The following is a 24,212-nucleotide window of genomic DNA, read 5'->3' as shown; positions in this document are numbered from 1 at the left end:
TTTATTTCAGTTCAATGTCCAGATAGACCGGGAAATGGTCCGAAACGGTGTCGAGGTCCTCGACCTTGCCGTTGAAATTCAGTTTTTTCACAACTCCGGTTTCCAGAAAGTTCACCGCGGACGATTGGCCGTTGTCGTCGAACAGGATGTAGTCGATGGTTTCGTTGGGCTGGCCCGGAAGCGTTCCTTCGGTCGAACTCTTGATCGCAAATTCGTTCGTGAGGACCGGGAAGGCCGCGCCGCCGCCCGACCACCTGTGGGAGTCGTTGAGGTCTCCGGCGAGGAACACCGGTTTCCGGTAGCCGTTCGACACTTCGTTGATGATCGTGGCGCTCTGGCGTCTGGCCCCGTCGTTCAGGTCGAGGTGGGTTCCCAGAAAGACGAAGTCGTCCGTTTCGACGACGACCAGCATACGCCCCTCGTCGCCCGGCAGTTCGACCGTTTTCGTGCTTTTTACGCCCAGCGATCGCTTGACGAGGACCCCGGGGCCGATCTTACCACCCATGTAGTCCGCCGCCGGGGCGAAAACGACCTGATAGTCGATGCCCGTCGCATCGGCGATCTCTTGCAGCAGGTCGCGTTTGTTGCGGTTCAGCGCCCCTTTGTCGAGCTCCTGGATCGCTACGATATCGGCGTCGAGCGTCTTGATCACCCGGGCGAAGTTCTCCGTATTCGTCTGCGAGACGGCCGGTGTGCCCGTGTTGCCGCGGCAATAATAGGAGTTGTAGGTCATCAGCCTGATCGCGGACTGCGACGGTTTGGGGTACTTGTACTCTTCGGAGGTGCCGCCTTCGTTGCCGCCGATGCCTCCGGAACTGAGTCCCGGGGCCTCCGATTTTCCGCACGAGGTGAGGGGAAGCATGCTCGCGAGGAGCATGACGGCGAAGATGATTTTTCCTGAATTTCTCATATCCTGATTCTTGTTTGTGTTGTTTTCTTAGAACGGGAGTGTGCGGCGGCACGACATTGCGTACCGCCGCACTCCGTGGCTTACCAATTCGGATTCTGTTTGATCTTGTCGGGAGCGAACTGGATCTGCGACAGCGGCAGCGGGTAGAGGTAATCCCGGTCTTCACGCCATTCGCGCGGTTCGGTTTCCGTGTTGTGGACGATGATGTTGCCTCCGGCTGCTCCGGTCAGCTCGAAAGCGCTGCCGATTTTGAGGAACGTTTTGATGACCGCGAGTTCCGGATGGTCCGCGGCCTTCGGAGCCGAAGAGGTCGTATAGAGACAGACGTCCAGCGCACTGACATCGCCGCTGCCGTCGAGGTCGTAGATACGGTAGCCGTCGGAGTTCATGCCCGGCGTGAAATACATGCCCTTGAACTCCTGTTCGAACATTTTGCCCTCTTTCCAGCGTACCATGTCGTAGTAGCGATGCCCTTCAGCGATCAGCTCGATGGTCCGCTCGCGGCGGATTTCGAGGATGACGCCCTTGTTCTCGCCGCTGACGTTAGGATAACCCGTCACGTTGCTGGCGAGATACGGGTCCGGATTGGCATTGGCCGCCTTCATGTCGAGATTCGGCATACCCACCCGGTCGCGGATCGGTTTGATGGATTTGTTGATGTCGTCCTGGGTGAGCGTTCCGCGTTCGGCCTTGGCCTCGGCGAAATTCAGGTAGACCTCGGCCGCACGGAAGAGGATGATGTCGTTGTAGGACTTGTTGTAACCGTCCTGGCTCACGTCGGTCACCCACTTGGTCAGCTGATAACCGGTCGTCGAGCACGAGAAATCGGGCGAAAGCCTGGCTGTCTGGCCGATGCGCGTGTAACCCGGACCGCGCACGGTCTGCGTCAGCCGTGGATCACGGCCCTGCATCTCCTGGAAAAACTCCATCGTGCTGTATCCCGGAACATCCGTGAAACGGCTGCCGTCCGATTTGAGGTAGCTGTCCACGATCTTCTTGTTCAGTCCAGGCATGCCGTAGGTGTTGGAAAGCGTGTAGTTGTTGGCGTTGTGGATGATGTTCAGGCCGATCTCGTAGTCGCGGGCCAGGATCACCTCCGTGGAAATGGCGTTGTTCGACGAGAAGAGGTCCCGGTACGGAGTCGACGAACCCTTGTAGATCAGATACGGGCTTTCATCGATGAACCGTTCGGCAGCCTCGATACATTCGTCCAGGTACTCTTCATGGCCGGCTATGCCGTGGTATTTGCGGAATGTGCCTTCGAAGAGGCAGATCCGCGATTTGAGGGCGAGCGCGGTCCACTGCGTGACGCTGTAAACGTTCTGTTCCTGGGGCAGTTTGGCAATGGCGTAGTCGATATCTTCGAGGATCTTGGACATGACGAACTCGCGGGAATCGCGGGCCTTGTACAGGTCGGGGTTGTCCGATTTCAGGGGTTGGTCGTACCAGGGCACGTCGCCGAAGCGTTTCACCTTCTCGAAATAGAAATAGGCGCGGAAGAACCGGGCCACGCCGTCGTAGCGCTCCCGTGCTTTCGTGTCGCTGCAACGGTGCGAATAGTAAAGGTAGTTGTTGATATAAGTGAGCGGCTGCCAGCTTCCGGTGTCCCAGCCGCCGCCCTCGTTGACGACGGTGCGCGTGCCCGACACTTCGGATTGGAGCGTCGTTACGATGATGACGTCGGCGCTCTCGGAATAGATGGCGCTCGCCTCGGGGAAGTTCTGCTGGTAGAAGGTGTTGGTGAATGTTTTCAGTTCCTCTTCGTTGTTGAAATAGTTCTCAGGGGCCAGCTTGTCCAGCGGGAACTCATCGAGATTGCACGAAACGAATGCCGCGGCAATGCATAAGGTACAGAGTATCTTTTTCATAATTCAGGTTTATTTAGAAACTGATGTCGACGCCGAATGAGAAAGTTCTCGAAAAAGGATAGACGCGTCCGTTCGCATCGGAGGTCATTTGCTCGGGATCGAGGTAGTCGCTTTTCAGTTTGGTCCATGTGAAGAGGTTGTCCCCGCTGAAATAGACGCGGATTTTCTCGACCCGTATCTTGGAGGTCAGCGACGAGGGAAGCGTATAGCCGAAAGTCAGGTTTTTCAAACGGCAGTAGGCGAGATTTTGCAGATACCGGTCGTTGGTCTGGGCGAGCGACCGCGAGCCTTGTGCGGCATAGCCGCGGACTTTGGGGTAATAGGCGTTGGGAGTGTCTTCCGTCCACACGTCCGTCAGGAACGTGGTCGGAATGAACGAGGAGTACGGCCGGGCATAGGGACCCCAGAAGAGCATGTTGTTGGCTCCCGGATAGATGTGCTGGCGGCCGATGCCCTGAAAGAACACCGAAAAGTCGAACCCGTACCAGGTGAAACCCGCATTGATGCTGTAATGGTAGCGCGGCCGCGAGTTGCCGATCACACGCAGGTCGCCGGGGTTGTCGGAGGTGTAGTCGCCGTAGTCAACCGCGCCGCTGTCATCCAGGTCGGCATAGATGAGGTCGCCGGCCTGCAAGCCGCGGTAGGCGCCAACGGCCTCGTTGTAGATGTTCGGGTTCACGAAACTCTGGTCTATCTTGCGGTTGGCGGCTTCGGCATCGGTCCGGAACAGTCCTTCGATGTGGTAACCCCATATTTCGCCCACGTCGCGCCCGACGATGTAGGTTCGCAGAGAGTTGGTCGGGTTGTCGAACTTCGTGATCTTGGCCTTGCTGTCGGCAAGGGTGAGGCTGACGTTGTAGGAGAAGGGCTTTTTGCAGAGGTTGAAGCGGTCCTGCCAGCCGAGCGTGATCTCGTATCCGCGGGTGCGCAGGTCGCCGGCATTCATGTTCGGCGAGGCCATGCCGTAGACGCCCGGAAGCTCCTTGCCCGGGATGAGCATGTCCTTCGTGTCCCGGATGTAGAAATCGGCGGTCGCCGTCAGGCGGTTTCCGAAGAATCCCAGGTCGAGGCCGAGATTCTTCGTTATGATCGTCTCCCAGGTCAGGTCGCCCGACTGCGGGGCGCCGAGGCCGGTGATGTAGATCTTGTTGCCGTTCATCAGGTAGGAGGTCGAGAGCGAGGGGCTCAGCGACTGAATGTAGGGATAGCTGTCGGCGATGGCCTGATTTCCGAGCGAACCGATCGACGCACGCAGTTTGACGTTGTCGATCACCTTGCGGACCGGTTCCATGAAATTCTCCTCGCTGATCCTCCAGCCGAGGGCCACGGAGGGGAAGAAGCCCCACCGGTCGTGTTTCGGGAAGCGGGACGAACCGTCCCAGCGGAAGTTCACCTCGGCGAGGTATTTTCCGGCGTAGTCGTAGGTTCCCCGGCCGAAGAAGCCGAGCAGCGCCCAGCGGCTCTGGCCGCCCGATGCCTCGGCCACGCCCGTTCCCAGGTTGAGGTCGTTGAGGTAGTCGGACTGGAGCGAGGACTTGGCGCCGTAGACGAGCTTGTAGCGGTATGTCTCGTGGTTCATACCGGCGAGGATCTTGAAATTATGCCGGTTGATGCTGCGCTCGTAGGTCGTGTAGAGATCATAGGTGTAATGTTCCTCGACGGCCGAATTTTCGCGCAGCTTGTCATTGAAGAACCCGGTCGTAGCCGTTTTCATCTCTCCGTAAGCGTCCGAATAGGTGATGTTGGCCGAGCGGAACGACTTTTCCCGGTGGTAACGCTTGTAGCTGAAGGTTCCGACAATACTCCATCCCTTGAGGGGTGTGATCACGCCTCCGATCGTCGTGGTATACTGGGTCTGTTTCAATTGCGAAAACGCCTTGCCCTGCGTTACTGCCGCCGCCATGCCGTCGGCCGGGGCCGATCCCGTGACCTCGGTGGTGTAGACGCTCGAACCGTCGGGGTTGTAGGGCGTCACGAAAGGCATTGCGTGGAAAGTGTAGTTGGGAATGTTGCCGCCGTCCTCGAAGTCGTAGCCCGGCGAACGGTAGTTCGAATGGAACAGGCGGGCGGCTCCGTTGATCGACAGCCACGGTTTGACCTGGGCGCCGAACTTCATGTTCAGGTTGTTGGTCGTGTATTTGTCGGTGTTCTGGGCGTAGAGACCCTCTTTGGTGTAGTGGTTGCCGCTGACCAGATAGTTGAACTTTTCGTTGCCGCCGCTGATGCTCAGGTCATGATCCCACGTAGGCTGGGTGTAGTCGAAGAGGTAATCGTACCAGTTGAAGTTGGCGTAGTACATGTATTTGCCGTTTTTCTGGACGACCCAGGGCCTGTCGGGATTCTCGGTCCGGTCGTTGCGGCGCTGGTACAGCTGACGGAAGTCGTCTCCGTCATAGCGAGTGTAGGGGCTGCCGTTGTAGGACTTGTTGAACTCGTCGGCGAGAACGGCCGCATCGTAACCGGTCGTGATGAAATCCGTGCAGGTCGTCGGGTCCGAAACGCTGAAACGACCGCTGTAATTGATGCGCATTTTGCCGTCGGCGTTGTTTTTCGTGGTGATCAGGATCACGCCGAAACCGGCGCGGGCGCCATAGATCGCCGCCGAGGCCGCGTCCTTGAGCACCGATACCGACTCCACGTCGTTGGGGTTCACCCGGTCGATGTTGCCTTCGATGCCGTCGATGAGCACGAGCGGCGCTCCGCTGCCGTTGATCGACGCTACGCCGCGGATGTTGAGGTTGGTCTCGGCGCCCGGGAGTCCGGAGCCGTAGGTGATGTTGAGGTTGGGGATCACGCCTTGCAGGGCCTTGCCCAGCGACGATACCGGCCGGTCCTTGAGCTCTTCGGAAGTTACTTGTGATACCGCACCCAGCAGGTTGGCCTTTTTCTGCGTGCCGTAACCCACGACGACGACCGCCTCCATGCTCTTGCTGTCCTCTTTGAGTGTGACCGACATGTTCGGTGCGGCTTTGAGGGTCTGGTTCTCATAGCCCAGGTAGGAGACGATGAGGTATGCGCCCTGAGGTACGCGGATGAAGAAGCGTCCGTCGTTCCCGGTCGTGGTGCCGCGGTTACCGGTCTCCGTGACGACGGTGACCCCGACCAGCGGATTGCCTTCGTGGTCGGTTACCTTGCCTGTTACGTCGATCTCCTTCGACTGCGGTGCCGCAGATTTCTTCTCCTTCAGGAAAAGCACGACCTGCATGTTGGCGATCTCGAATCCCAGGTTAGTCGTCTTCAGCATGCTGCCGATCGCTTCCGCGACGGGCATATTCCGCGCCGAGAGCGAGACTTTTTGGGTCAGGTCTGTTTTTTTGACGTCGTAGAAGAACGTGTATCCGCTCGTTTTTTCGATGGTGCCGATGGCTTCGGAAAGGGGGATGCCGGAAAAACTGGCCGTGATCCTCTTCTCCGTCCCCCGGCCCTGGCCGAATGTTACCCCTCCCCACAATACGAGCAGGAAGGTAACGAGGAAAAGTCTTGATTTCATATTTTTAAGGTTAAAGTTAGCGTTGCAGGAGGCTGGCTGCCGGCTTTTCCGACAGCTGCCCGATTGCAGATTCGATATGTTGCCTTGTAGTTACAAACCCCGTTTTTTCGATATGCGAAGACAGTTGTCTTCCGTAAAGCGGTATTCTATGGGATTCAGACGGGCCATGATCCGCATGACCTCCTCGACCGGTTCGTTGCCGAGGGTGAACGTGTAGACGTATTCGGTCGCTATCGCGGGATCGACGCTTATCCGGATGTCGTACCACCGCGAAAGGTAATGGCTGATGTATTGCAGGTTCTTCTCCCGGAAGACCAGCTTTTCCTTCGACCAGCACCGTTCGAGTTCGACATTTCCCTGGGAGATGGTGATGCGTCCTGCGGAGTCGCAGTCGGCGATCTCGCCGGGGACCATGAAAAACTCTTTCCCGGCCCGATTCAGCGACACCGATCCTTCGATGAGGCCGACTACCGTTTTGCCCGACACTTCGGTCGTGCGGACGTTGAACTCCGTGCCGTGCACGGCAACCGTCAGGTCCCCGGTCTCCACGACGAAACGCCGCTTTTCGTCCTTCGCCACGTTGAAGAATGCCTCGCCCGACAACCGTACCACCCGTTCGCCGTTTCCGATTCCAGTGTTCAGCGTGAGCGTCGTGTTGTTGCGCATGAAGATTCTGGTTCCGTCGGACAACAGGATTTCGGACTTCCCGCGGATCGTGGAGTACTGCTGTATACGGAGCTCCTCTTCCGCTGCGGACCCGCCGGCGAGCTGCGACAGCACGTGTCCGCCTGCGACGAGACAGACGGCGGCAGCAGCCGCAACGGCCCAACGGAGCAGTTTCCCGGAACGTCTGGCCGGCAGTCGGGGTTCCGATGCTTTTTTCGCAGTCGCACCGATGGTCCAGGCAGAGAGTTCGCGCCAGCCCTTTTCGACATCCGGTTCGTAGGCCGCCTGCCGTGAAATGCTTTCCCACAACCCGGTCAGCTCGCGGTAGATGCGTGCGTTGGAGTCGCTGGCAAGCCAGGCTTCGAGGCGGGCCTCCTGCCCGGGGGTGGAGGTTCGTTTCAGGCGGGCGATTATTTCATCCCAAGGTATGTCTTTGCCGATACTCATCTTATCCATAATATACAGGTAGGACACGAAAAACAGGTGCAACCCTTACGCGAAAAGCCGCAGGTTTCAAAAAAACATCCATAAAAGGACCATCTTATCCGTTATGTAGCTGCGAATCGTTTTGAGCGCTTTGGTGATCTGTGCCTCGACCGTCTTTACCGAAATGTTCAGTTGTTCGGCGATCTCGCGGTTGGACATCTCCTCGTTGCGGCTCTTCAGAAATACGTCCCGGCATTTGTCGGGCAGGGACAGGATGGCCTCTTCGATGAAATGGTTCAACTCTTCGACCTCCATGTCGCGGTTCTCCTCGCTGCACAGTTCGACCATCACGTCGCTCAGGTAAACCGAAGGTGCGTTGTCGCGGAGGTAATTGATGCACCGGTTCCTTACCGACCGGAACAGATAAGCGCACAACGAACTTTTGATTTCGATCCGTGTCCTGTTTTCCCAAATGTAGATGAAGACGTTCATCACCACCTCCTCCGCCGGTTGTTCGGATTTCAGGATCAGTCTCGCATACCGGCACAAAGGGACATAATAGCTCTCGAAAAGGAGGCTGAATGCTTTTTCGTCATCCTTTTTAAGTAGTTCAAGCAATAGGCGATCGTTGAACTCTTTCAAAACGTTCGGGTATTCGGATTCGTGAATATCATCGTTTCGCTTTCCGTCCAGACGGAGGGCAACGATACAAATATATCAAAATTTTCGTTTCGTCGCTCTCCGGGATGCAAACGGGGTAAAACAGTCCACGGGCGCACTGCGCCTGCGCCCGTGGACGTTTGCTTACCGGACGCAGGCGCCCATCTGCTTGCCCGAACGGTCTACCCCCGTCTGGTCTTTGGTGACGAGGGCGGCATCGGCCGCGGGTACGAGCGTGTCCTTCACCAATGCGCTCAGTTCGCTGGCACTCATGCCGCCCGTGACTGCCGGATTGTCCGAACCGGTCAGGGCGATCGTGCTGGTGTGGCCGCCGTTATTTCCGAAGCTACCGAACATCGTCGCCGCATCGAACGACACTCCCTCGGCGATGCTTCCGCCGGCGTTGTAAACCGCCGTGCCGACCACCGAGTTGCGGATCACGGCCCTGGCGGCCGATTCGTTGTCGTAGCCGATATCTTCCATGCCGGCTGTCGTGGCGATATTTCCGGCGATGACCGAGTTGTAGATCCGTACCTTCGCGTCGGCCGTGCGTATCTGGATACCGCCGCCCATGCTCTTTCCGTCGTTCTTGTGGATGGTGCAGTTGATGACGTCGAGGTCGCCCGAGTTTACGTTCAGGGCACCGCCCCGCTGGCCGCCGATAACCTTGTTCTCGTAGAAGGTACAGTTCACGAAAGCTGCTTTGGCAGTCCACAAGCAGTAGTATCCGGCGGCGTCACGGCTGTCCCCGAGGACTCCGGCGCTGTTCTTGTTGAACGTACAGTTGAAGGCGTAGGTTTCGGCCGTGATACCACCGCCGCCTGCCGCCTGGATGGCCGCGCTGTTACCGCCCGACTGGTTGTTCTCGAACGTACAGTCGTACAGATAGAGCACCGAGCAGTCGTTGCAGATACCGGCGGCGGGAGCTCCGGCGCCGTTCGTTTTGTTGTCCCGGATCTGGCAGCGGGTGAATTTCGCCTCTTTGGCCTTTTTGAGGTACACGCCGCCGCCGTCGTGGGTCTCGGCCGTGTTGTTGGCAATGACGCAGTCTTCCAGTTCGGCCCGGGTGGCTCCCTGTACGACGAGTCCGCCGCCGTTGCGGGTCTGGCAGGGTTCTCCGTTGACCGTGGGACCGAGTTTGGCCACCGCAACGCCGTCCTGGATGTAGAGGCCTTTGACTTTCACCGATTCGCCCTCTGCGAGCGGGGCGCTGATCACCATGACGTGATAGGCGTTCGCAGTTTCCGAGAGTTTGCCGCTGAGGATGGTCTTGTTGACTGCCGGATCGGCGACCGCGCCCTCCTCCGGAGCGACCGGATAGCCGCCTATGAGGGTGATGTTCTTGTTGATTTCGAAGGTCTTGTTGTTGTCGTCGCCGGAGGTCTCGGTGCCCGTCAGGAACTTGGTCGGGGTGTAGGTTCCGGCCGCAATGTGGATCTCCTCACCGGCAACAGCCTCCCCGAGCGCCCATTCGAGGGTCGTAGGTTCATCCCAATAGAGGCCCGAATTGTCGGTGGAGCCGTTTCCGGTCACATAGAATTTACGTTCGCCGGCCGGGGCTTCGGTCCCGGCTGCCTGGGTGATCGTAATCTCCCGGGCGTTCTCTTCGTCGATCCATACCACGACGACGGCGCTGCGTTTCTCCTGCGTGCGGTTCTTTTCGACGGTGATGACCATCGTGGCGTTGCCGATGCCCCACGAAGGGCTCACTTTGATAAAATCCTTGTTTGCCTGCGCCTCCCAGGGGGCTTTGGTCTTGATCTCGATGTCATGTGTTTCAGCCGTTGCGCCCGCCTCGATGGTCAGGGGGCTGACGGTGAGCCCGTCGCCGGCTGCGGGACCATCGCCCGTGTCGCTGTCAGAGCAGGAGAGCATGAGTGCGGCCGAAAGTCCCAGAAGGATCGTTCCCAGTTTTCTGAAGTTCATAAAAGTTTCGTGTTAAAGGTTTGATTTGCGTCGGGACGAACGATCGTTCGGTCGTCCCGTCCCGGCGGCTGTCGTGATGGTTGTTTTGCGGGGGCGGCGGATGCGCCCGCCCCGGTGTGCGGAAGTTTCGGAATCGTATGGCGGTTCTACATAGGCTCGAAGTTTTCAGATTCGTTTCATTCGGTTCAGGATAGTTTTTGCACGGCCGTTGCAGTTGCGCAAATACCAGCAGTACCGTGGTTTAGGCGGCGATGCGGGACATCTGTTTCATAAAAATGACACGAAAAATATCCGTCACCCTTACGCCCGGAAAATAAATTTGTCAATTTCCCGGTTTTCTTTTGCCGTATCGCAATTAATTCCTATCATTGCACCGTCATCGGTTCAGGACAGGCCGTTCATCTGCGCAGACAGCTTCCGGCGACGGGATTTCCGTTTTCCGTAAACCTAATCATGTACAGAGATGAAAAAACCTATCACAACAATCATTTTCGTATTACTTTCGATCCTCCTCGGCGGCTGTTCGGCCGGCTGCGACCATACGCAGGAACGCCCGGCGGGACAGTCCGATGTCATAGCCCTCGCATGCGATCCGATTCCAGTCGTCCGGGTCGGGTTCATCGGGCTGGGCATGCGCGGCATCGGCGCCGTCGAACGGTTCATGTACCTCGACAGCGTGGAGGTCGTGGCCCTTTGCGATCTGGAAGAGGCAAATCTCGCACGCAGCCAGGCCGTGCTCCGGGAAAAGTCGAGACCGAAGGCTGCGGAGTATACGGGTCCGGACGGCTGGAAGCAGCTCTGCGAACGCCGCGACATCGATCTGGTCTACATCAGCACCGACTGGCTGAGCCATACGCCCATGGCGGTTTACGCCATGGAACAGGGCAAACACGTAGCCGTGGAGGTGCCTGCGGCCGTTACCGTGGAGGAGTGCTGGAAACTGGTCGATACGGCCGAGAAGACCCGCCGCCATTGCATGATGCTCGAAAACTGCTGTTACGATTTCTTCGAACTGGCGACCCTCAATATGGCGCAGCAGGGGTTATTCGGGGAGATCGTGCATGCCGAAGGGGCTTATATCCACGATCTGCGCGAACTTAGTTTCAACAGCCGCTGGGAGGACGGCAGTTACGTTCCGGGCGTCGGAAAAGCCGGGAGAGGCAAAGGTCCGTCGGGCTACTGGAACTACTGGCGCAGGGAGTACAGCCGTGAACACACAGGCAACCCCTATCCCACGCACGGGCTGGGGCCCGTCTGCCAGGCACTGAACATCCACCGCGGCGACCGGATGACCTGGCTGGTGTCGCTTTCAAGCGGCCAGTTCGGTATGACGCGCTATGCCGCCGAACGTTTCGGCGAAGAAGCGCCGGAAGCCGCGGATTACCGGCTGGGAGATATGAACACGACGCTTATCCGTACCGCAAAGGGGAAAAGCATCCTGATACAGCACGACGTCACTTCGCCGCGGCCGTACAGCCGTATTCATCTGCTCAGCGGCACCAAAGGGTTTGCCCGGAAATACCCCGTGAAACAGATCGCACTGGAACCCGACGCCCACTCGGCGCTCGACGAAGCGCGGATGGATTCCCTGCTGGCCCGTTACGAGCACCCTTTCAGCCGGGAGATCGGTGAACTGGCCCGCCGGGTAGGCGGCCACGGAGGGATGGATTTCATCATGGACTACCGGCTCGTCTATTGTCTGCGCCGCGGTCTGCCGCTGGATATGGACGTGTACGATGCGGCCGAATGGTCGTGCATCGTGGAGCTGAGCGAGCGGTCGGTGCTTGCCGGAAGCCGCCCCGTCGAGATTCCCGACTTCACGCGCGGGGCCTGGAAGAAACTGAGCCGGTTGGAGTTCGCCGGTGTGCGCTGATCCGGATACGGGAACAATATTGTACGGAGGGAATTGCGGGGCCGGGGACGAGTACGCTTCGGCCGACAAGCGGTTCACCGTCCCGGCGAGACGAAGACTATGAACTCTTTGCCCAAGGAGGTCGGCGAGGCGGACTGTCCGTGGGCGTGGACCAGCATCGGCATCGTGTGCCACTGCCCGGCGAACAGTTTCAGCTAAAGAAGATGATAGGATTAAAGATGCGGTAGCAAATGTATAGGATTTCTACGACTCCATCAGGAATAATTAACGATCCAGATAGGTTAGACCCACGAAACGCAACATTTCCTATTTAAATTTGCACTCAACAATTTGAAGTTGTTTGACAGGATGGAAAGCAGATGCGAACAAATGCACACAATCGTTTCCGAACCATTACCCGCTATATGCAAATAGAGTCATAACTTTTTAAGTTACAACTCTATCTGGATGTGAATGGATAGTACTTCGAGTACGATCCATCCGCCCCGTTTTTCACGATGCGCGAAACTCGTTCGCTTGAAATCGAAAAACGGTCGGTTACCGGTTCAGCCATTCGCGAAAGTCGGGCACGCGGTCGGTGCTGACGAACGCCTCCTCGCCTTCGGCGAGGGGCGGGTTGAGCAGGACCTTGATGCGGCTTCCCGAATAACGGATCATCTCCCGGATGGCGTCGAACGAGACGATGAAACGGCGGTTGATGCGGAAAAAGAGGTTCGGCGGCAGTTTCTCGCCCACGTCGGTCAGCGAACGGTCGAGGATGTAGTCTTTTCCGTCGTGCGTCATCAGGTGGAGATACTTGCCGTCAGCCATGAAATAGGCGATCTCCGCCGTGGTGACGGATCGCATCCGGGCGCCCATGTGCACCAGGAACCGTTCCTGGTATACCGGAGGCGTCTGCATCGAGGCGCCGTGCTCCGCAGACGCGATTCCCCCCCCCGACAGAAGTCCCAGCTTATCTATGGCCCGCCGGAGGTCGTCCAGACCGAAGGGTTTCAGCAGGTAGTCGATGCCCTTGTTCTCGAAGGCTTTCAGCGCATAGGAATCGTACGCCGTGATGAAGATGACCGGCACGGTGATATCGGCGCGTTCGAAGATGTCGAATCCGCTGCCGTCTTCGAGGTGAATGTCCATGAAGATCAGGTCGTGTTCGACACGGCCCACCGTCTCGGCGGCTTCGGCGACCGACGAAGCCGTGGCTACGACTTCGATGTACGGGGCCACCTCGGCCAGCGACGTGCGCAGTTCGGCAGCCGACAACGGTTCGTCTTCGATGATGATGGCTTTCATGACGTGTAAAATTACAAAAAAAACAGTCCGGTGCAAAAACCGGGCTGTTTTTTTGCTGCGGACCCCGATATGCGAGTCCCTTCCCGTTTAGTCGTTCAGATGGGGGTTGTTGTTGACGGCCGACTGCGGGAACGGCAACGTGTAACGCGAGTCGTTCTCGGTAAGCGTGTAGGTCGAACCGTTGTGGGTCTTGGTGATGGATGGACGCGTCGTGCGGCGCAGGTCCATCCAGCGGTGTCCTTCCATCAGCAGTTCGCGGGCCCGTTCGTCGGCAACTTCCGCACGCAGCTGTTCGGCGTTCATTGCCTCGATGGCTGTTTTTTTTGCGGCGTATCCCTCGGGCGTGAGCCGCTTTTTTTGCAGATCGAGCAGGTATTTTTTTGCATTGTTCAGCTCCGAGGGGAGATACGATCCGGCTTCGGCGGCGATGAGATACATCTCGGCGATACGGATTGACACGCGGTCGCCCGTCGCCCGGTTGACACCGTATCCCACCAACGTCGGAGTCCAGGTTTCATCGTAGACGTTCACCGCTTTGAGATAGGCGCGGCGTTTGTCCTTCGTTTCGTCGATCAGATTCAGAATCTTCTCCGAAATTACGCAGGCGGCGATCAGGTCTCCGCTGCTGAAGCTGAACGGACGCTCCCATGCCAGAATGGCTTCTTCCGAGGTCGCTTTCCACGGCAGGGCATTGGTTTCCACCGCGGCATTGAAATCCACCAGGTTGTATTTCGGCAGCAGGCTTTTCGCCGAGTCGTATGCTGCCTGCCAGTTGCGCATATAAAGCATGACGCGGGCCTTGAAACCCATGAGCGCATCGGCCGAGAAGCGGTAATTGCGGGTCGCGTCGGGCTGTTTCTCGACGGTCATTAGCCGCTCGGCGTTTTCGATGTCTTCCACGATCTGCTCGTATATGGCAGCCACGTTGCTCGGGCGGTATATCTGTTCGATGTCGATGGTGGTCGAAAGGGGAGCGGTGCGGTCCGTGGCAGCGGTTTCCGGATCGTAGGGCTTGCCGTACAGGTTCGTCAGATCGAAATGCGCATAAGCCCGCAGTGCATAAGCCTCGCCGAGGATCTGCTCCTTGGAGTCCGAGGCATCGGTGTCGGCGTCGGAATCCATCACCCCGTCGATCACGGCGTTGGCGTAGAATATCGTGCGATAGTATTCCTGATAGGGATACTCCCGCATTTGGCTTCCGTACTGCCAGGTATAGTTGTACGAAAGCGCTATGGCATCCGAAGCCGTATAGAACTTGCCTTCGACGAAAACTCCGATTTCATCCGACAACAATCCCGTGAAGGTTTTCGAGTTGTAGAACGGAAAACTCTGGTAACCCTCTGTGAGCAGGGCGCGGAACTCCGAGGTCTTGTGGGGAATTACCTTGCCGACGGGTTCGATTTCCAGATAGTTGCACGAGGCGAACCCCATTGCGGCGAGCAGTATGTATATTGTTTTTTTCATGTTCGGAACGTGTTAGAAGGTGATGTTGAGACCGACCGAGTAGGTGCGTGCCATCGGTTGCGAGTAGATGCTTCCGTAGGACTCCGGATCGAAATATCCGTCGTAGTTCGAGGCGATGACGAACGGGTTGCGGGCCTCGAAATGAACGCGGAGTCCGGCCATGTGGAGTTTGCGGGTGATCTTCTCCGGGAAGGCGTATCCCAGCCGGATGCTGTTCACACGGAAATAGTTGATTTTCTTGTACCAGATGTCGAGCGTGTTGAAGATGCTGCTGCTGCTCCACTGGTTGGACTGCTCCAATATCCAGTTATAGACGCGGTAGGGGTCCGGATTGTCATCCCAGTCGCCCCAGGCCGTAGCGTCGGCTTGCAGTCCGCCGGTGAGTGCGGGATAGATTCCCGAGACGTTCTCCGGCGACCATACTTTGTTCATCTCGGTCGTGTAGTTCTGTCCGGGACTGGTTTGCGTCGGGGAGTAGAACGGAGTGCGCGACACGAGCTGGCCGAATACGAAATTGCACGAAACGGCCAGGTCGAATCCTTTGAAGAAGAACCGGTTGTTGAAACCTCCCGTTATGTCGGGATTGAACGATCCGATATAGGAGAAGCGGTCGCGGACAGCCGCGCGCGACTGGTTCATCTGGGGTTTGTATTCGTAGAATCCGATGCCCCATTCGTCGATGGCCTCGACGCGGAAATCCACGAACTCCTGGAGGCTGACCTTCTGTCCGTCCTTCCAGAACATCGGAATGCCATATTCGTCGAGCCCGGCGGTTTTGAGGGCGAATACGGCGCTCGAGGAGTGCCCTTGCTTCGTGGGCAGCCAGCTGTTGTCGTCGATGAGTATCTTGTCCACCTTGTCGGTGTTATGTGCGATGTTGAACGAGGTTTCCCAGCGGAAATTGCGCGTGCGGACATTCACCGTATTGAGTGTGAACTCGATACCCTTGCTCGACATTTCACCGTAATTGCTCGACGTGGAGGTAAAGCCCGTTTCCGAAGGGATCGTGCGGGTCGTGATCAGGTCCTTGCTGCGGCGGCCGTATATCTCGAACGTAAATCCGATGCGGTTTTCGAGGGCCGCGAAATCGAGGGCTGCATTCCACGTGTAGGTGGTCTCCCAGCGCAGGTTCTGGTTGGGCGGCGACGTGACGTTGATACTTTCCTCGATGCCTCCGCCGATCGTTCGCGTGCTCCATGTTCCGAGAATGTAGGGCGATGTCGAGCGGTCGATGTTGCCCTGTGCTCCGTAGGAAGCCCTCAGCCGCAGATTGTCGAGCCATTTGGCATCGCGCAGGAATTTTTCGCGATTGACGCTCCACGCACCCGAGATCGACCACATGGGGTTGAACTTGTACTTGGGATCGACGCCGAAGAGGTTCGTGCCGTCGTAGCGCATCGAGCCGAAGATCGTGTAGCGGTTGTCATAGGTGTACGATCCGGTGAAGAAGTACGAGAGATAGCGGTTTTCGTAGAACGATTTCTCGTACTGTTTGAAATACTTGTTGTTGGCCAGGTCCTTGCCGTCGTCGCCGGCCGGTACGGTCATCGGTTTGGTGACCATCGTCTTGTGGTCGTAGCCGAAGCCTTTGGTGTGGACGGTGGTGTTGGTCGTTCCGCGCATCTCCATACCGGCCATCAGGTCTATCTCGTGCCGTTGGGCGAAGTTGCCGGAGTATTCGGCCTGTGCTTTCCAGGTGTACTGCGACATATCGCTGTTCCAGTTCTGGATGATACCTCCCTTGGGCATATACGTAACGCCGTCCACACGCGATTGGAGCGCGTATTTACGGGTGAAATAGGTGTTTTCCTGGGCCATTTTCTCGGTCATCGAGTTATCGACCTGCAAGCCGAACTGGGTGAAGATGCGCAGTCCCTTCACCGGTTGGTAGTCGAGATCGAAGATGGTCTTCATCGACCGCGTTTTGAGCATATACTCCGTGCGGGCCCGCTCTTCGAGGAAATTGAAGTCCAGCACATTGTCGTTATTGCCTTGATATACGCTCATGTCGGGGTCGTAGACATAGCTGCCGTCGGGATTGTAGGCGTTCAGATAGGGGTTCACCGTGCGGGTGTACTGCGAAGGGTTGGTGAAAACGTCCGTATCCGAGAGGTAGGAGCTGTTTTTGTTCTGTCCTACGAACACCGAGGCGCCGAAGCGCAGGTTTTTCAGCAGGTCGTAGTCGGTTTTCATCGTGAGATTCAGACGCTCGAATCCTGTTCCGACGGTCGTTCCCTGTTCGTCGTAGTAGCCGCCCGAGAAGTAGTAGCTGGCCTTGTTGCCGCCGCCCGAGATGCTGAAGCTGTACTGCTGGTTGAGCGCCACCTGATAAATCTCCTTGCCCCAGTCGGTGCCGTCCTTGCGCAGGGCATTGATGGCGGCCTGCGTTTCGGGCGTAAGCGCTGCGAAGCCGCCTTCTCGAAGCGCAGCCCGTTCGTCGGCCTGGTCCAGAATACGGGCTACGCCGCCCATGTTTTGCCGGTAGTTGAGCCGTCCGTTGGCGGCCAATGCCAATTCGAGATCGACCTTCTGCGAGGCGTTCATCAGGTTCAGTTTGTCGAGGTTGGGACGGTCGGTCACGAAGAGCGATGCCGAAACGTTGACGCGCGTGGCCTGGTTGCGGCGGCCTTTCTTGGTGGTGATGATGATGACGCCGTTGGCTGCGCGGGCTCCGTAGATGGCCGTCGCCGCGGCGTCTTTCAGCACGGTGATGTCCTCGATGTCGGCCGGGTTGAGACCTGCGATCGACATGTTGTAGAGATTATCGACGTTCTCTTTCGACGACCAGTCCGAGGGGATGTCGTTGCCTTCGAGCGGCATGCCGTCCAGCACCCACAGCGGGTCGGTGTTGCCGTTCAGCGTCACCGTACTGCGGATCTTGACCTTGCTGGCTCCGCCCGGGGCGCCCGTCGTGGGGGTCGAGGTCAGACCTGCGATCGAGCCCGAGAGCATTTCATCGACGCTCGCCACGCCGTCGCGGGCGATGTCCGCCATCTTGACATTGGCGATCGACGAAGTCAGCTTGCGCTTCTCGATGCGCTGATAGCCGGTCACCACGACGGCGTCCATCTTGCTTTCCGTCGCCGAGAGGTAGATCGTGAAGTTGCTTTTTCCCGAGATGTCGATGGTCTGTGCCTCGTAGCCGAGGTAGCTGACCACGACTTTCTTGACGCTCACGGGCAGTTTGAAGGCGAAACGCCCCTGTTCGTAGACGATGGTTCCCTGCGGGTTGTAGTTCTTGGCCTGAGTCTCTTCGGGCGCGATGAAGACGGTGGCGCCTACCAGCGGCGTACCGTCGGCGCGGTCGAGGACCTGGCCGGTGATCTGCCGGGTCTGCTGGGCCAGCGCCAGCAGCGGACAGATCAGGACGAATAGCGTAAGGAGTTTTTTCATGCTGTAAAAATAAATGTGTTTGAGTTCTTTTTGTGTCAATTCGGAGTTATATCGTGCGAATATGTTTTAATCTGTAATCTGTTTCGCCTCCCTTTCAGGAGCCGCAAAGCCGTCTTTCCGGATGGAAGACGGCTTTGCAGCTCGGGTGTTTCGCTATAACATACGCAAGGCTTCTTTCAGCCTCAGTTCGAGGTCCCGGTAATGGTTCCGGGTCGCCTGGTCGCCGCTTCCGGTGCGGCTCTGCACAAGAGTCAGCAGCCTGCGCATCTCGGCGCGCTTGGCCGAGGTCGTTTCGCTGACGCGCTTCATCAGTTCGTAGTTGCGGGCCGTGCGGAACTGCATGTCCTCGGGCCTCGGCAGCGGTTCGAGATGCACCTCCGGGGCCTCCTGCATCAGCGAACAGCATCCGCGTCCGTCGTGGTCGTGGAGCGTCGATCCCAGCTTGGTGGTCTTGACCATCGTGATGTTCGACGAGACGATCAGCGCGTCGAGGTAGTTCTTCTGGCTCATGCGCTCCCAAATCGAGAGGGTCCGGCCTCCGGGGCGGATGAAGACCGCGCGGGTGATGTCGTCCATCATCTGTTCGGGTGTGTAGGTCTTCGCTCCGCGTCCCTGCCGCGCCTCGACTTCGTACATGCGTACCATGCGTTCATCGGCCAGCAGTTCGTAGTAGGCTTTGTATTGGAGTTCGCGCGCGAGGTTGTAGGGCGAGTACTCCATCATCCCCACGGGCGACAGCCGCTGGGCGTAGGCTTTGTTCCAGGCTTTGGCGCTGAACAGCCATTCGGGGATGGTGAACACCTGGTCGATCAGGTATTTGACGCTCTTGCGCTGGTAGTCGGCCGGAACCGGGACGTAGCGGTCGATGTCATGCCCCGCCACGACGTTGTTGAGGTAGAAACCGCCTACGTTGGTCTTCACGTGGTCGGCATAGGCCATCCATTGAAAGACGATCGCCATCAGGAAGCGGCCGCTTTCGTATTGCAGTTCGCCTTCCGCCGCCGTCCAGTCCGTGATGTGGGGAACGATGCGTTGCAGGTTCTTCAGCCCGTAGAGGCTGGCCGCCACGGCGTCGTCGCTCAGGTCCTCCGACTGCGAACGGGGGTCCTCGTTGTTCTGGAACCGTTGTTCGCCGTACCAGTATTCGGGATCGTCCTCATGCTCGCGCAGCCAGGCGTTGAGCGTCGGCAGCTCTTCGTGGGGGTCTTTGGCGCCGAGCCAGCGGTAGCCCCAGTTGATCGCGTGTTTGTCATAGGTTCCGATCTTGGGCGTCAGCTGCGTGATGCCGTCCTCGGGCTGCGCCACGTAGTTGAAACGGGCGTAGTCCATGATCGAGCTGGCCGTGCCGTGCGACGCCGTGTAGGTTTTCGAACGGAGCGAATCCACCGGCACCGAATACGAGGCGCCGAAATTGTGCTTCAGTCCGAGGCTGTGTCCCAGCTCGTGCGACGAAACGAAGCGCACGGCGTTGCCCATCAGTTCCGTGGGGAGTTCGTTGCCGCGGGCCTGGGGGTCTACGGCGCCGGTTTGCAGGCGAATCCATGCCTGAAGGATGCTCATGACGTTGTGCCACCAGATGATGTCGGCTTCGATGATCTCGCCGCTGCGGGGGTCGATCACCGAGGGACCCATGGCGTTGGCCGTTTCCGAGGCGGCATAGGTCACCACCGAGTAGCGCACGTCGTCGATGTCGAACTCCTCGTCGTCGGGATCGACCTCTTTGGCGACGATGGCGTTCTTGAATCCCGCGGCTTCGAAAGCCTCCTGCCACTCGACGATGCCTTTCTTGATGTAGGGCACCCATACGGGGGGCGTCGCCGGGTCGATCCAGAGCACGATCGGCTTCCGGGGCTCCACCAGTTCGCCGCGCTTGTAGCGTTCCACGTCCTCGGGCTTGGGTTCCAGCCGCCAGCGGTTGATGAACGCCCGCTCTTCGGCCTTCTGCTGTTTGTCGTTGAAATAGAGGTGTCCGATCTCGAAATAGCCCACGCGCTCGTCGGAGAAGCGGGCCACCATCGGCTCCTCGGCCAGCAGCACGAGGTTCGAGGTGATGTCCACGGTGACGGACATCGAACCTCCCTCGCCGGAGTGCGAGCCCGAGAGGGTCGATTTGACGACGATGTTTTCGGGGAACGACTTCACGGACTCGATTTTCGAGAGCTCCTTTTTCGGGGAGCCGCTGATGCGGAGCGCCCCGAAGACGTTGTTGAAGCTCTTTTCACTGCCGTCGAAGACCTTGTTGACCTTGATGACGACCGTCGTGGAGTCGGAGTTGTAGGCTTCGATCGGGAACTGTTCGATGGCCGTTTCGCGGTAGTTGTCCTTCACCGAACGGGTGATGCGGTCGCCCTCGGGCGAGGTGATGCGCGGGTCGTAGGTCATGACCCAGACTTTTTTATAGAGGGTGTCCTTGCGGAAACGGACGATCTTTTCGCCGTAGCCCATGCCCTTGTTGATGCCGCTGTCGTTCAGGGCGTAGGGCACGCCCGATATTTTGTTGACGATCAGGATGTCGCGGCCCATCAGCGAGTCGGGGATCTCGAACAGGAAATCCGTGCCTTTGCGGTGGACATCGAACAGACCCTTGTCGGTCACGGCGCCTTTCAGCAATTCGTCGTAGCCTTTCTTCTTGTCTTTTTTGAGCGAGTCGGCCTTCGGGGCGGCGGCTTCGGTTTTCTTCGATTTGCGGCCCGGCTTCTTCTTGGCCTCCGCAGGAGCGGCCGCCAGCAGGAAGAGTGTCGCCAGGGCAGCTGCCATCAGGGTGAATCGTCGTGTGTTCATTTATTATTGCTCGGTTTTTTTCGGATACTCGATCCACACGATGCAATAATAAAATCTAAATTCTTCAAATGAAAACGTTCGGGGGCGAATGCCCTGTTTGGGGGAGTGAATGCCGCAATCAGGCGGATCACTTTTCCGGCGGCAGCAGCGGCAGCCGGCATCGGAAAGTCCCGCTGTCGGAGGCGATGGAGATGTTTTCCTCGGTGTAGAACCGGTATACCGAGCGGATGCGTTCCAGCCCCACGCCCAGCGACTCGGCGTTGCCTTCGCTGCGCGGGGTGAAGTTGTTCTCGATCAGGAGGCTTTCGCCTTCGGTGCGGATACGGATGTGCAGCGGATTGCAGCTCGTGATGCGGTTGTGTTTGAGGGCGTTCTCGACGAGCGTCTGGAGGCTCATGGCCGGAATCCGCCAGTTGCGCAGCGCGGGGTCGATGGCTGTGGTGAGTTCGATGCGGTCGCCGAAGCGGATCTTCTGCAACGAGTAGTACTGCCACGTGAAGTCGATCTCGTCCGCGAGCGTCGAGAGTATCTGCTTGCGGCGTTCGAGCACGTGGCGGTAGACCTTCGACAGCGTGAGCGTGAACTCCCGGGCCTGCTCGGGGTTGCAGCGGATCAGCGCGTAGAGCGAATTGAGCGAGTTGAAGAGGAAGTGGGGGTCGATCTGTTCGAGCACCTGTTGCAGATGCAGCTGCGCCGACTCCTGCTCCGAAAGGCGCCGCAGGTCGTATTCGCGCCGCCAGCGGCGCTGCGCCACGACGAGCAGCGTTGCGAAGAACAGGACCGAGACGACGGCCGTGAGGATGGTGTAGAGATGGAAATCGTCGATCTCCTGCTCGATGGTCAGCCGGGGGATGCCGATGCCGGCCACCCAGCGGCTGTTCCCGAGTTGCAGGGGGTAGTAGATGCGCTCCTCGGCAATTTCCAGGTAGTCCGAGACGACCGAGGCGATGATCTTCCGTCCGGAGACGAGCACTTCGCGGAAAGCCGTGCTGTCCCTGGTTTCGGACACCGATCGGCCCAGTCTCCGGTGGTCGGGATGGTAGACGATGACTCCTTCGGGGTCGAACAGCGTGGCGTAACTGGGGCTGTGGGGGTCCTGCTCGGTCATGTAGGCGTAGATGTCCGTGAGCGGAAGGTCCACGCCGCAGAAGTGTTCGCCGCCCCGCTCGTCCCGGACCCGGCAGACGAGGCTCCAAACCGGGGTCTCTCCGGAGCGGCTCACGCAGCTGCGGACCGAATCGTCCCGAAGCTCCGCGACCAGCCGCCGGCGCTCTTCGCCGGCCGCCGTGACGCCGGGGGTTCCGCGCCGCGGGTAGGTGCGGACGACCGTTTCTCCGCGCTCCATGAACCAGATGCAGCCGATCTTGGGGTCGGTCTCCATCAGCGTCGCCGTGAGCACGTTCATTTCGGCCTCCGACGGTGCGGGATGCGAATGCGTGAAGCGCGCCGCCGTCGTGAGCACCTCCACCGGGCGTTCGAATTCGACTTGCAGGAGCCGGTAATGGTACTGGCTGATCTGCGTGACGATGCGCCCGCTCATCTGCACGGCTATTCCGTTGATGATGCGTCCCGAGGCGAGCACCACCGCGACGAGCAGGATCAGCAGAACCGTTCCCGCCATCAGCGGCCGCCCCTTGGGTATGTGTCGTTGCCGTGCCATCCGGGGGCAAATGTAATGAATTTTTTCGTCTTATTCTTTCACCCGCACTTTCAGACGCTCCCAAAGCCATTGGGGAATCAGTCGCCAGAAGAAGACCATCGCCGCGTAACGGCGGTCGATCACCGCCCGGCGGCGCGGCCTGCGGAGAATGCGCATGATGCGCGCCGCGACCTTTTCGACCGGCATCAGCATCGGGTAGTGCCCCTCTCCGTCCAGCAGCGGGGTCGCCACGAATCCCGGACGGATGTCCGTGAACCGGATGCCGTACCCCTCCATGCGCGAAAGCTGCGCCAGGGCGTCTATGTAGGTGTTCTGCATCCGCTTGGTCGCCGAGTAGGCGGGAGCCGACCCGAGTCCCCGGGTCCCGGCGATCGAGCTGATGACGGCCAGATGCCCGCCTCCGTGGGTGCGGAAATAGCCGAAAGCCGCCGTCACCATCCTCACGAAGCCTTCGCCGTTGGTGCGCAGGGTTGCGATTTCGATGTCGGGGCGCAGTTCGGTGTTGCGGCTGCCGATGCCCGACGAGTGGAGATAGATGTCCATGCCGCCGAGCCGTTCGATCAACCGTGCGAGATGTTCCGGGGCGTCGTCGCGGTTGATGTCCAGCGCTTCGACCTCGACTTGTTCGGGAGCCTCTGCCCGGAGTGCGTCGAGGGCCTCCCGGCGGCGTCCCGCCGCTCCGACCCGCCATCCCTGGCGGATGCAGAGCCGTGCCGTTTCGAGCCCGATGCCCGACGTGGCTCCTACGATGACGATGCGTTTCATAGCGGTTCGATTTTCAGGGTTTCATCCGGCCAATATACGAAAGGTATGCCGGAAAAGCAAATCTTCGGGCAAATGAAAAAGAGCTCCGGAGAGAGCTCTCTTTCGCGTTATCGCTTTTTGTTGGGCTTCGGTTTCTCCCGTTCCGGTGGGGCGAGCAGCGCTGCTCGCTGTTCCGCGGTCAGCCGGGCCGGTGCGATGCGCAGGAGGTAGTGGGTGAGGCCGTTGTTGTCGCCCGAGGCGTAGGCTTGCACGAACTCCCATCCGCGGCACACCATGTAGTTGAGCGCCTCGATTCCCGAACTGAAGAGCAGTTTGTTGCCTGCGGCGTCCGTCAGGTAGTTGTACTTCGTGGCCCCGACCTTCTGTCCGAAATCGAACAGCACGCCGCTGTCGCGGTACGTGGGCAGGTGGTCGGCCATGATCTCGCAGTAGACGTAGGGCGGCAGCGCCGGCACGGTGTCCGCCGCGACGTTCTGCGCCGAACCGAATCCGGCGTACGTCAGGGCTGCGAGCAGGAGAAGGGCCTTTTTCATCGGGTGCCTCATTTTTCGTCCAGCCGGCACTGCACGCACTCGATGCCGACGCGGCGCAGCAGGTTCAGCCCCTCTTCCGAGCGGTAATCCTCGGCATAGACCACGCGCTTGATGCCCGCCTGAATGATCAGCTTCGAGCACTCGATGCAGGGCGCGGCGGTGATGTAGAGCGTCGATCCGTCGCAGTTGTTGGCCGACTTGGCGACCTTCGTGATGGCGTTGGCCTCGGCGTGGAGCACATAGGATTTCGTGTGTCCGTCTTCGTCTTCGCAGATGTTCTCGAAGCCCGAAGGGGTGCCGTTGTAACCGTCGGAGATGATCATCTTGTCTTTGACGATCAGCGCCCCGACCTTGCGGCGCACGCAGTATGAATTTTCGGCCCAGATGCTCGCCATGCGCAGGTAGCGCAGGTCCAGCTGGCGCTGTTTTTCCTCCTGATAAGCCATTTTATTAGGGTGAAAGGTTAAAAGTTAAAGGTGAAAGGTTGGAAGTGAACCTCGAAAATTGGCG

Annotated in this window: 15 protein-coding genes; 1 reads left to right on the top strand and 14 read right to left on the bottom strand. The window is 58.7% G+C overall.

What is annotated here, in order from left to right; all coding sequences use genetic code 11:
- Nucleotide 1: 1 nt before the first annotated feature.
- The 6 genes from WMO46_RS07140 to WMO46_RS07115 form a co-directional block, all read right to left on the bottom strand.
- Nucleotides 2–910: an endonuclease/exonuclease/phosphatase family protein gene (locus WMO46_RS07140; protein ID WP_026076257.1), complete on the bottom strand. Its 909-nt coding sequence runs from the start codon at nucleotides 908–910 to the stop codon at nucleotides 2–4.
- 80 nt (nucleotides 911–990) lie between these two features.
- On the bottom strand, nucleotides 991–2,778 hold the full coding sequence (locus WMO46_RS07135) for a RagB/SusD family nutrient uptake outer membrane protein (RefSeq protein WP_019149354.1): 1,788 nt from the start codon (nucleotides 2,776–2,778) through the stop codon (nucleotides 991–993).
- Between the two features lie 13 nt (nucleotides 2,779–2,791).
- Nucleotides 2,792–6,268, bottom strand: coding sequence for a TonB-dependent receptor (locus WMO46_RS07130; protein ID WP_349094075.1), 3,477 nt, complete (start codon nucleotides 6,266–6,268; stop codon nucleotides 2,792–2,794).
- A 90-nt stretch (nucleotides 6,269–6,358) separates the two neighbouring features.
- On the bottom strand, nucleotides 6,359–7,390 hold the full coding sequence (locus tag WMO46_RS07125; RefSeq protein ID WP_349094074.1) for a FecR family protein: 1,032 nt from the start codon (nucleotides 7,388–7,390) through the stop codon (nucleotides 6,359–6,361).
- Between the two features lie 57 nt (nucleotides 7,391–7,447).
- On the bottom strand, nucleotides 7,448–7,978 hold the full coding sequence (locus WMO46_RS07120) for an RNA polymerase sigma-70 factor (RefSeq protein WP_019149351.1): 531 nt from the start codon (nucleotides 7,976–7,978) through the stop codon (nucleotides 7,448–7,450).
- A gap of 186 nt (nucleotides 7,979–8,164) precedes the next feature.
- Nucleotides 8,165–9,946 (bottom strand): right-handed parallel beta-helix repeat-containing protein, encoded by a 1,782-nt coding sequence (locus WMO46_RS07115; protein ID WP_019149350.1) that lies wholly within the window; start codon nucleotides 9,944–9,946, stop codon nucleotides 8,165–8,167.
- Between the two features lie 463 nt (nucleotides 9,947–10,409).
- Here WMO46_RS07115 and WMO46_RS07110 point away from each other — a divergent pair, with 463 nt between their 5' ends.
- Nucleotides 10,410–11,819: a Gfo/Idh/MocA family protein gene (locus tag WMO46_RS07110; protein WP_019149349.1), complete on the top strand. Its 1,410-nt coding sequence runs from the start codon at nucleotides 10,410–10,412 to the stop codon at nucleotides 11,817–11,819.
- Nucleotides 11,820–12,356: 537 nt separating this feature from the next.
- On the opposite strand, the gene WMO46_RS07105 is transcribed toward WMO46_RS07110, so the two are convergent.
- From WMO46_RS07105 to WMO46_RS07070, 8 genes are all read right to left on the bottom strand, one after another.
- Nucleotides 12,357–13,106 (bottom strand): LytR/AlgR family response regulator transcription factor, encoded by a 750-nt coding sequence (locus WMO46_RS07105; RefSeq protein ID WP_349094073.1) that lies wholly within the window; start codon nucleotides 13,104–13,106, stop codon nucleotides 12,357–12,359.
- An 87-nt stretch (nucleotides 13,107–13,193) separates the two neighbouring features.
- Nucleotides 13,194–14,570 carry a RagB/SusD family nutrient uptake outer membrane protein gene (locus WMO46_RS07100; protein WP_349094072.1) on the bottom strand — a complete coding sequence of 459 codons (1,377 nt, stop codon included), beginning with the start codon at nucleotides 14,568–14,570 and terminating at the stop codon, nucleotides 13,194–13,196.
- Between the two features lie 12 nt (nucleotides 14,571–14,582).
- Complete coding sequence (locus WMO46_RS07095; protein WP_278966470.1) at nucleotides 14,583–17,963, bottom strand: SusC/RagA family TonB-linked outer membrane protein; 3,381 nt, start codon at nucleotides 17,961–17,963, stop codon at nucleotides 14,583–14,585.
- A 153-nt stretch (nucleotides 17,964–18,116) separates the two neighbouring features.
- Nucleotides 18,117–20,744: a zinc-dependent metalloprotease gene (locus WMO46_RS07090; protein WP_230312200.1), complete on the bottom strand. Its 2,628-nt coding sequence runs from the start codon at nucleotides 20,742–20,744 to the stop codon at nucleotides 18,117–18,119.
- Nucleotides 20,745–20,871: 127 nt separating this feature from the next.
- Entirely contained in the window at nucleotides 20,872–22,404 is a 1,533-nt protein-coding gene (locus WMO46_RS07085; RefSeq protein WP_349094071.1) for a histidine kinase, read from the bottom strand.
- 30 nt (nucleotides 22,405–22,434) lie between these two features.
- Nucleotides 22,435–23,169: an SDR family NAD(P)-dependent oxidoreductase gene (locus WMO46_RS07080; protein ID WP_196017622.1), complete on the bottom strand. Its 735-nt coding sequence runs from the start codon at nucleotides 23,167–23,169 to the stop codon at nucleotides 22,435–22,437.
- 107 nt (nucleotides 23,170–23,276) lie between these two features.
- Entirely contained in the window at nucleotides 23,277–23,702 is a 426-nt protein-coding gene (locus WMO46_RS07075; protein WP_349094070.1) for a hypothetical protein, read from the bottom strand.
- Between the two features lie 8 nt (nucleotides 23,703–23,710).
- Entirely contained in the window at nucleotides 23,711–24,148 is a 438-nt protein-coding gene (locus WMO46_RS07070) for a deoxycytidylate deaminase (protein WP_019149731.1), read from the bottom strand.
- Nucleotides 24,149–24,212 lie beyond the last annotated feature (64 nt).

It is taken from the genome of Alistipes intestinihominis (assembly GCF_040095975.1).
In the GTDB taxonomy this organism is placed as follows: Bacteria; Bacteroidota; Bacteroidia; order Bacteroidales; family Rikenellaceae; genus Alistipes; species Alistipes senegalensis.
Note: the sequence above shows the minus strand (reverse complement) of the source record. Positions and strands in the feature narration are given on the sequence as shown.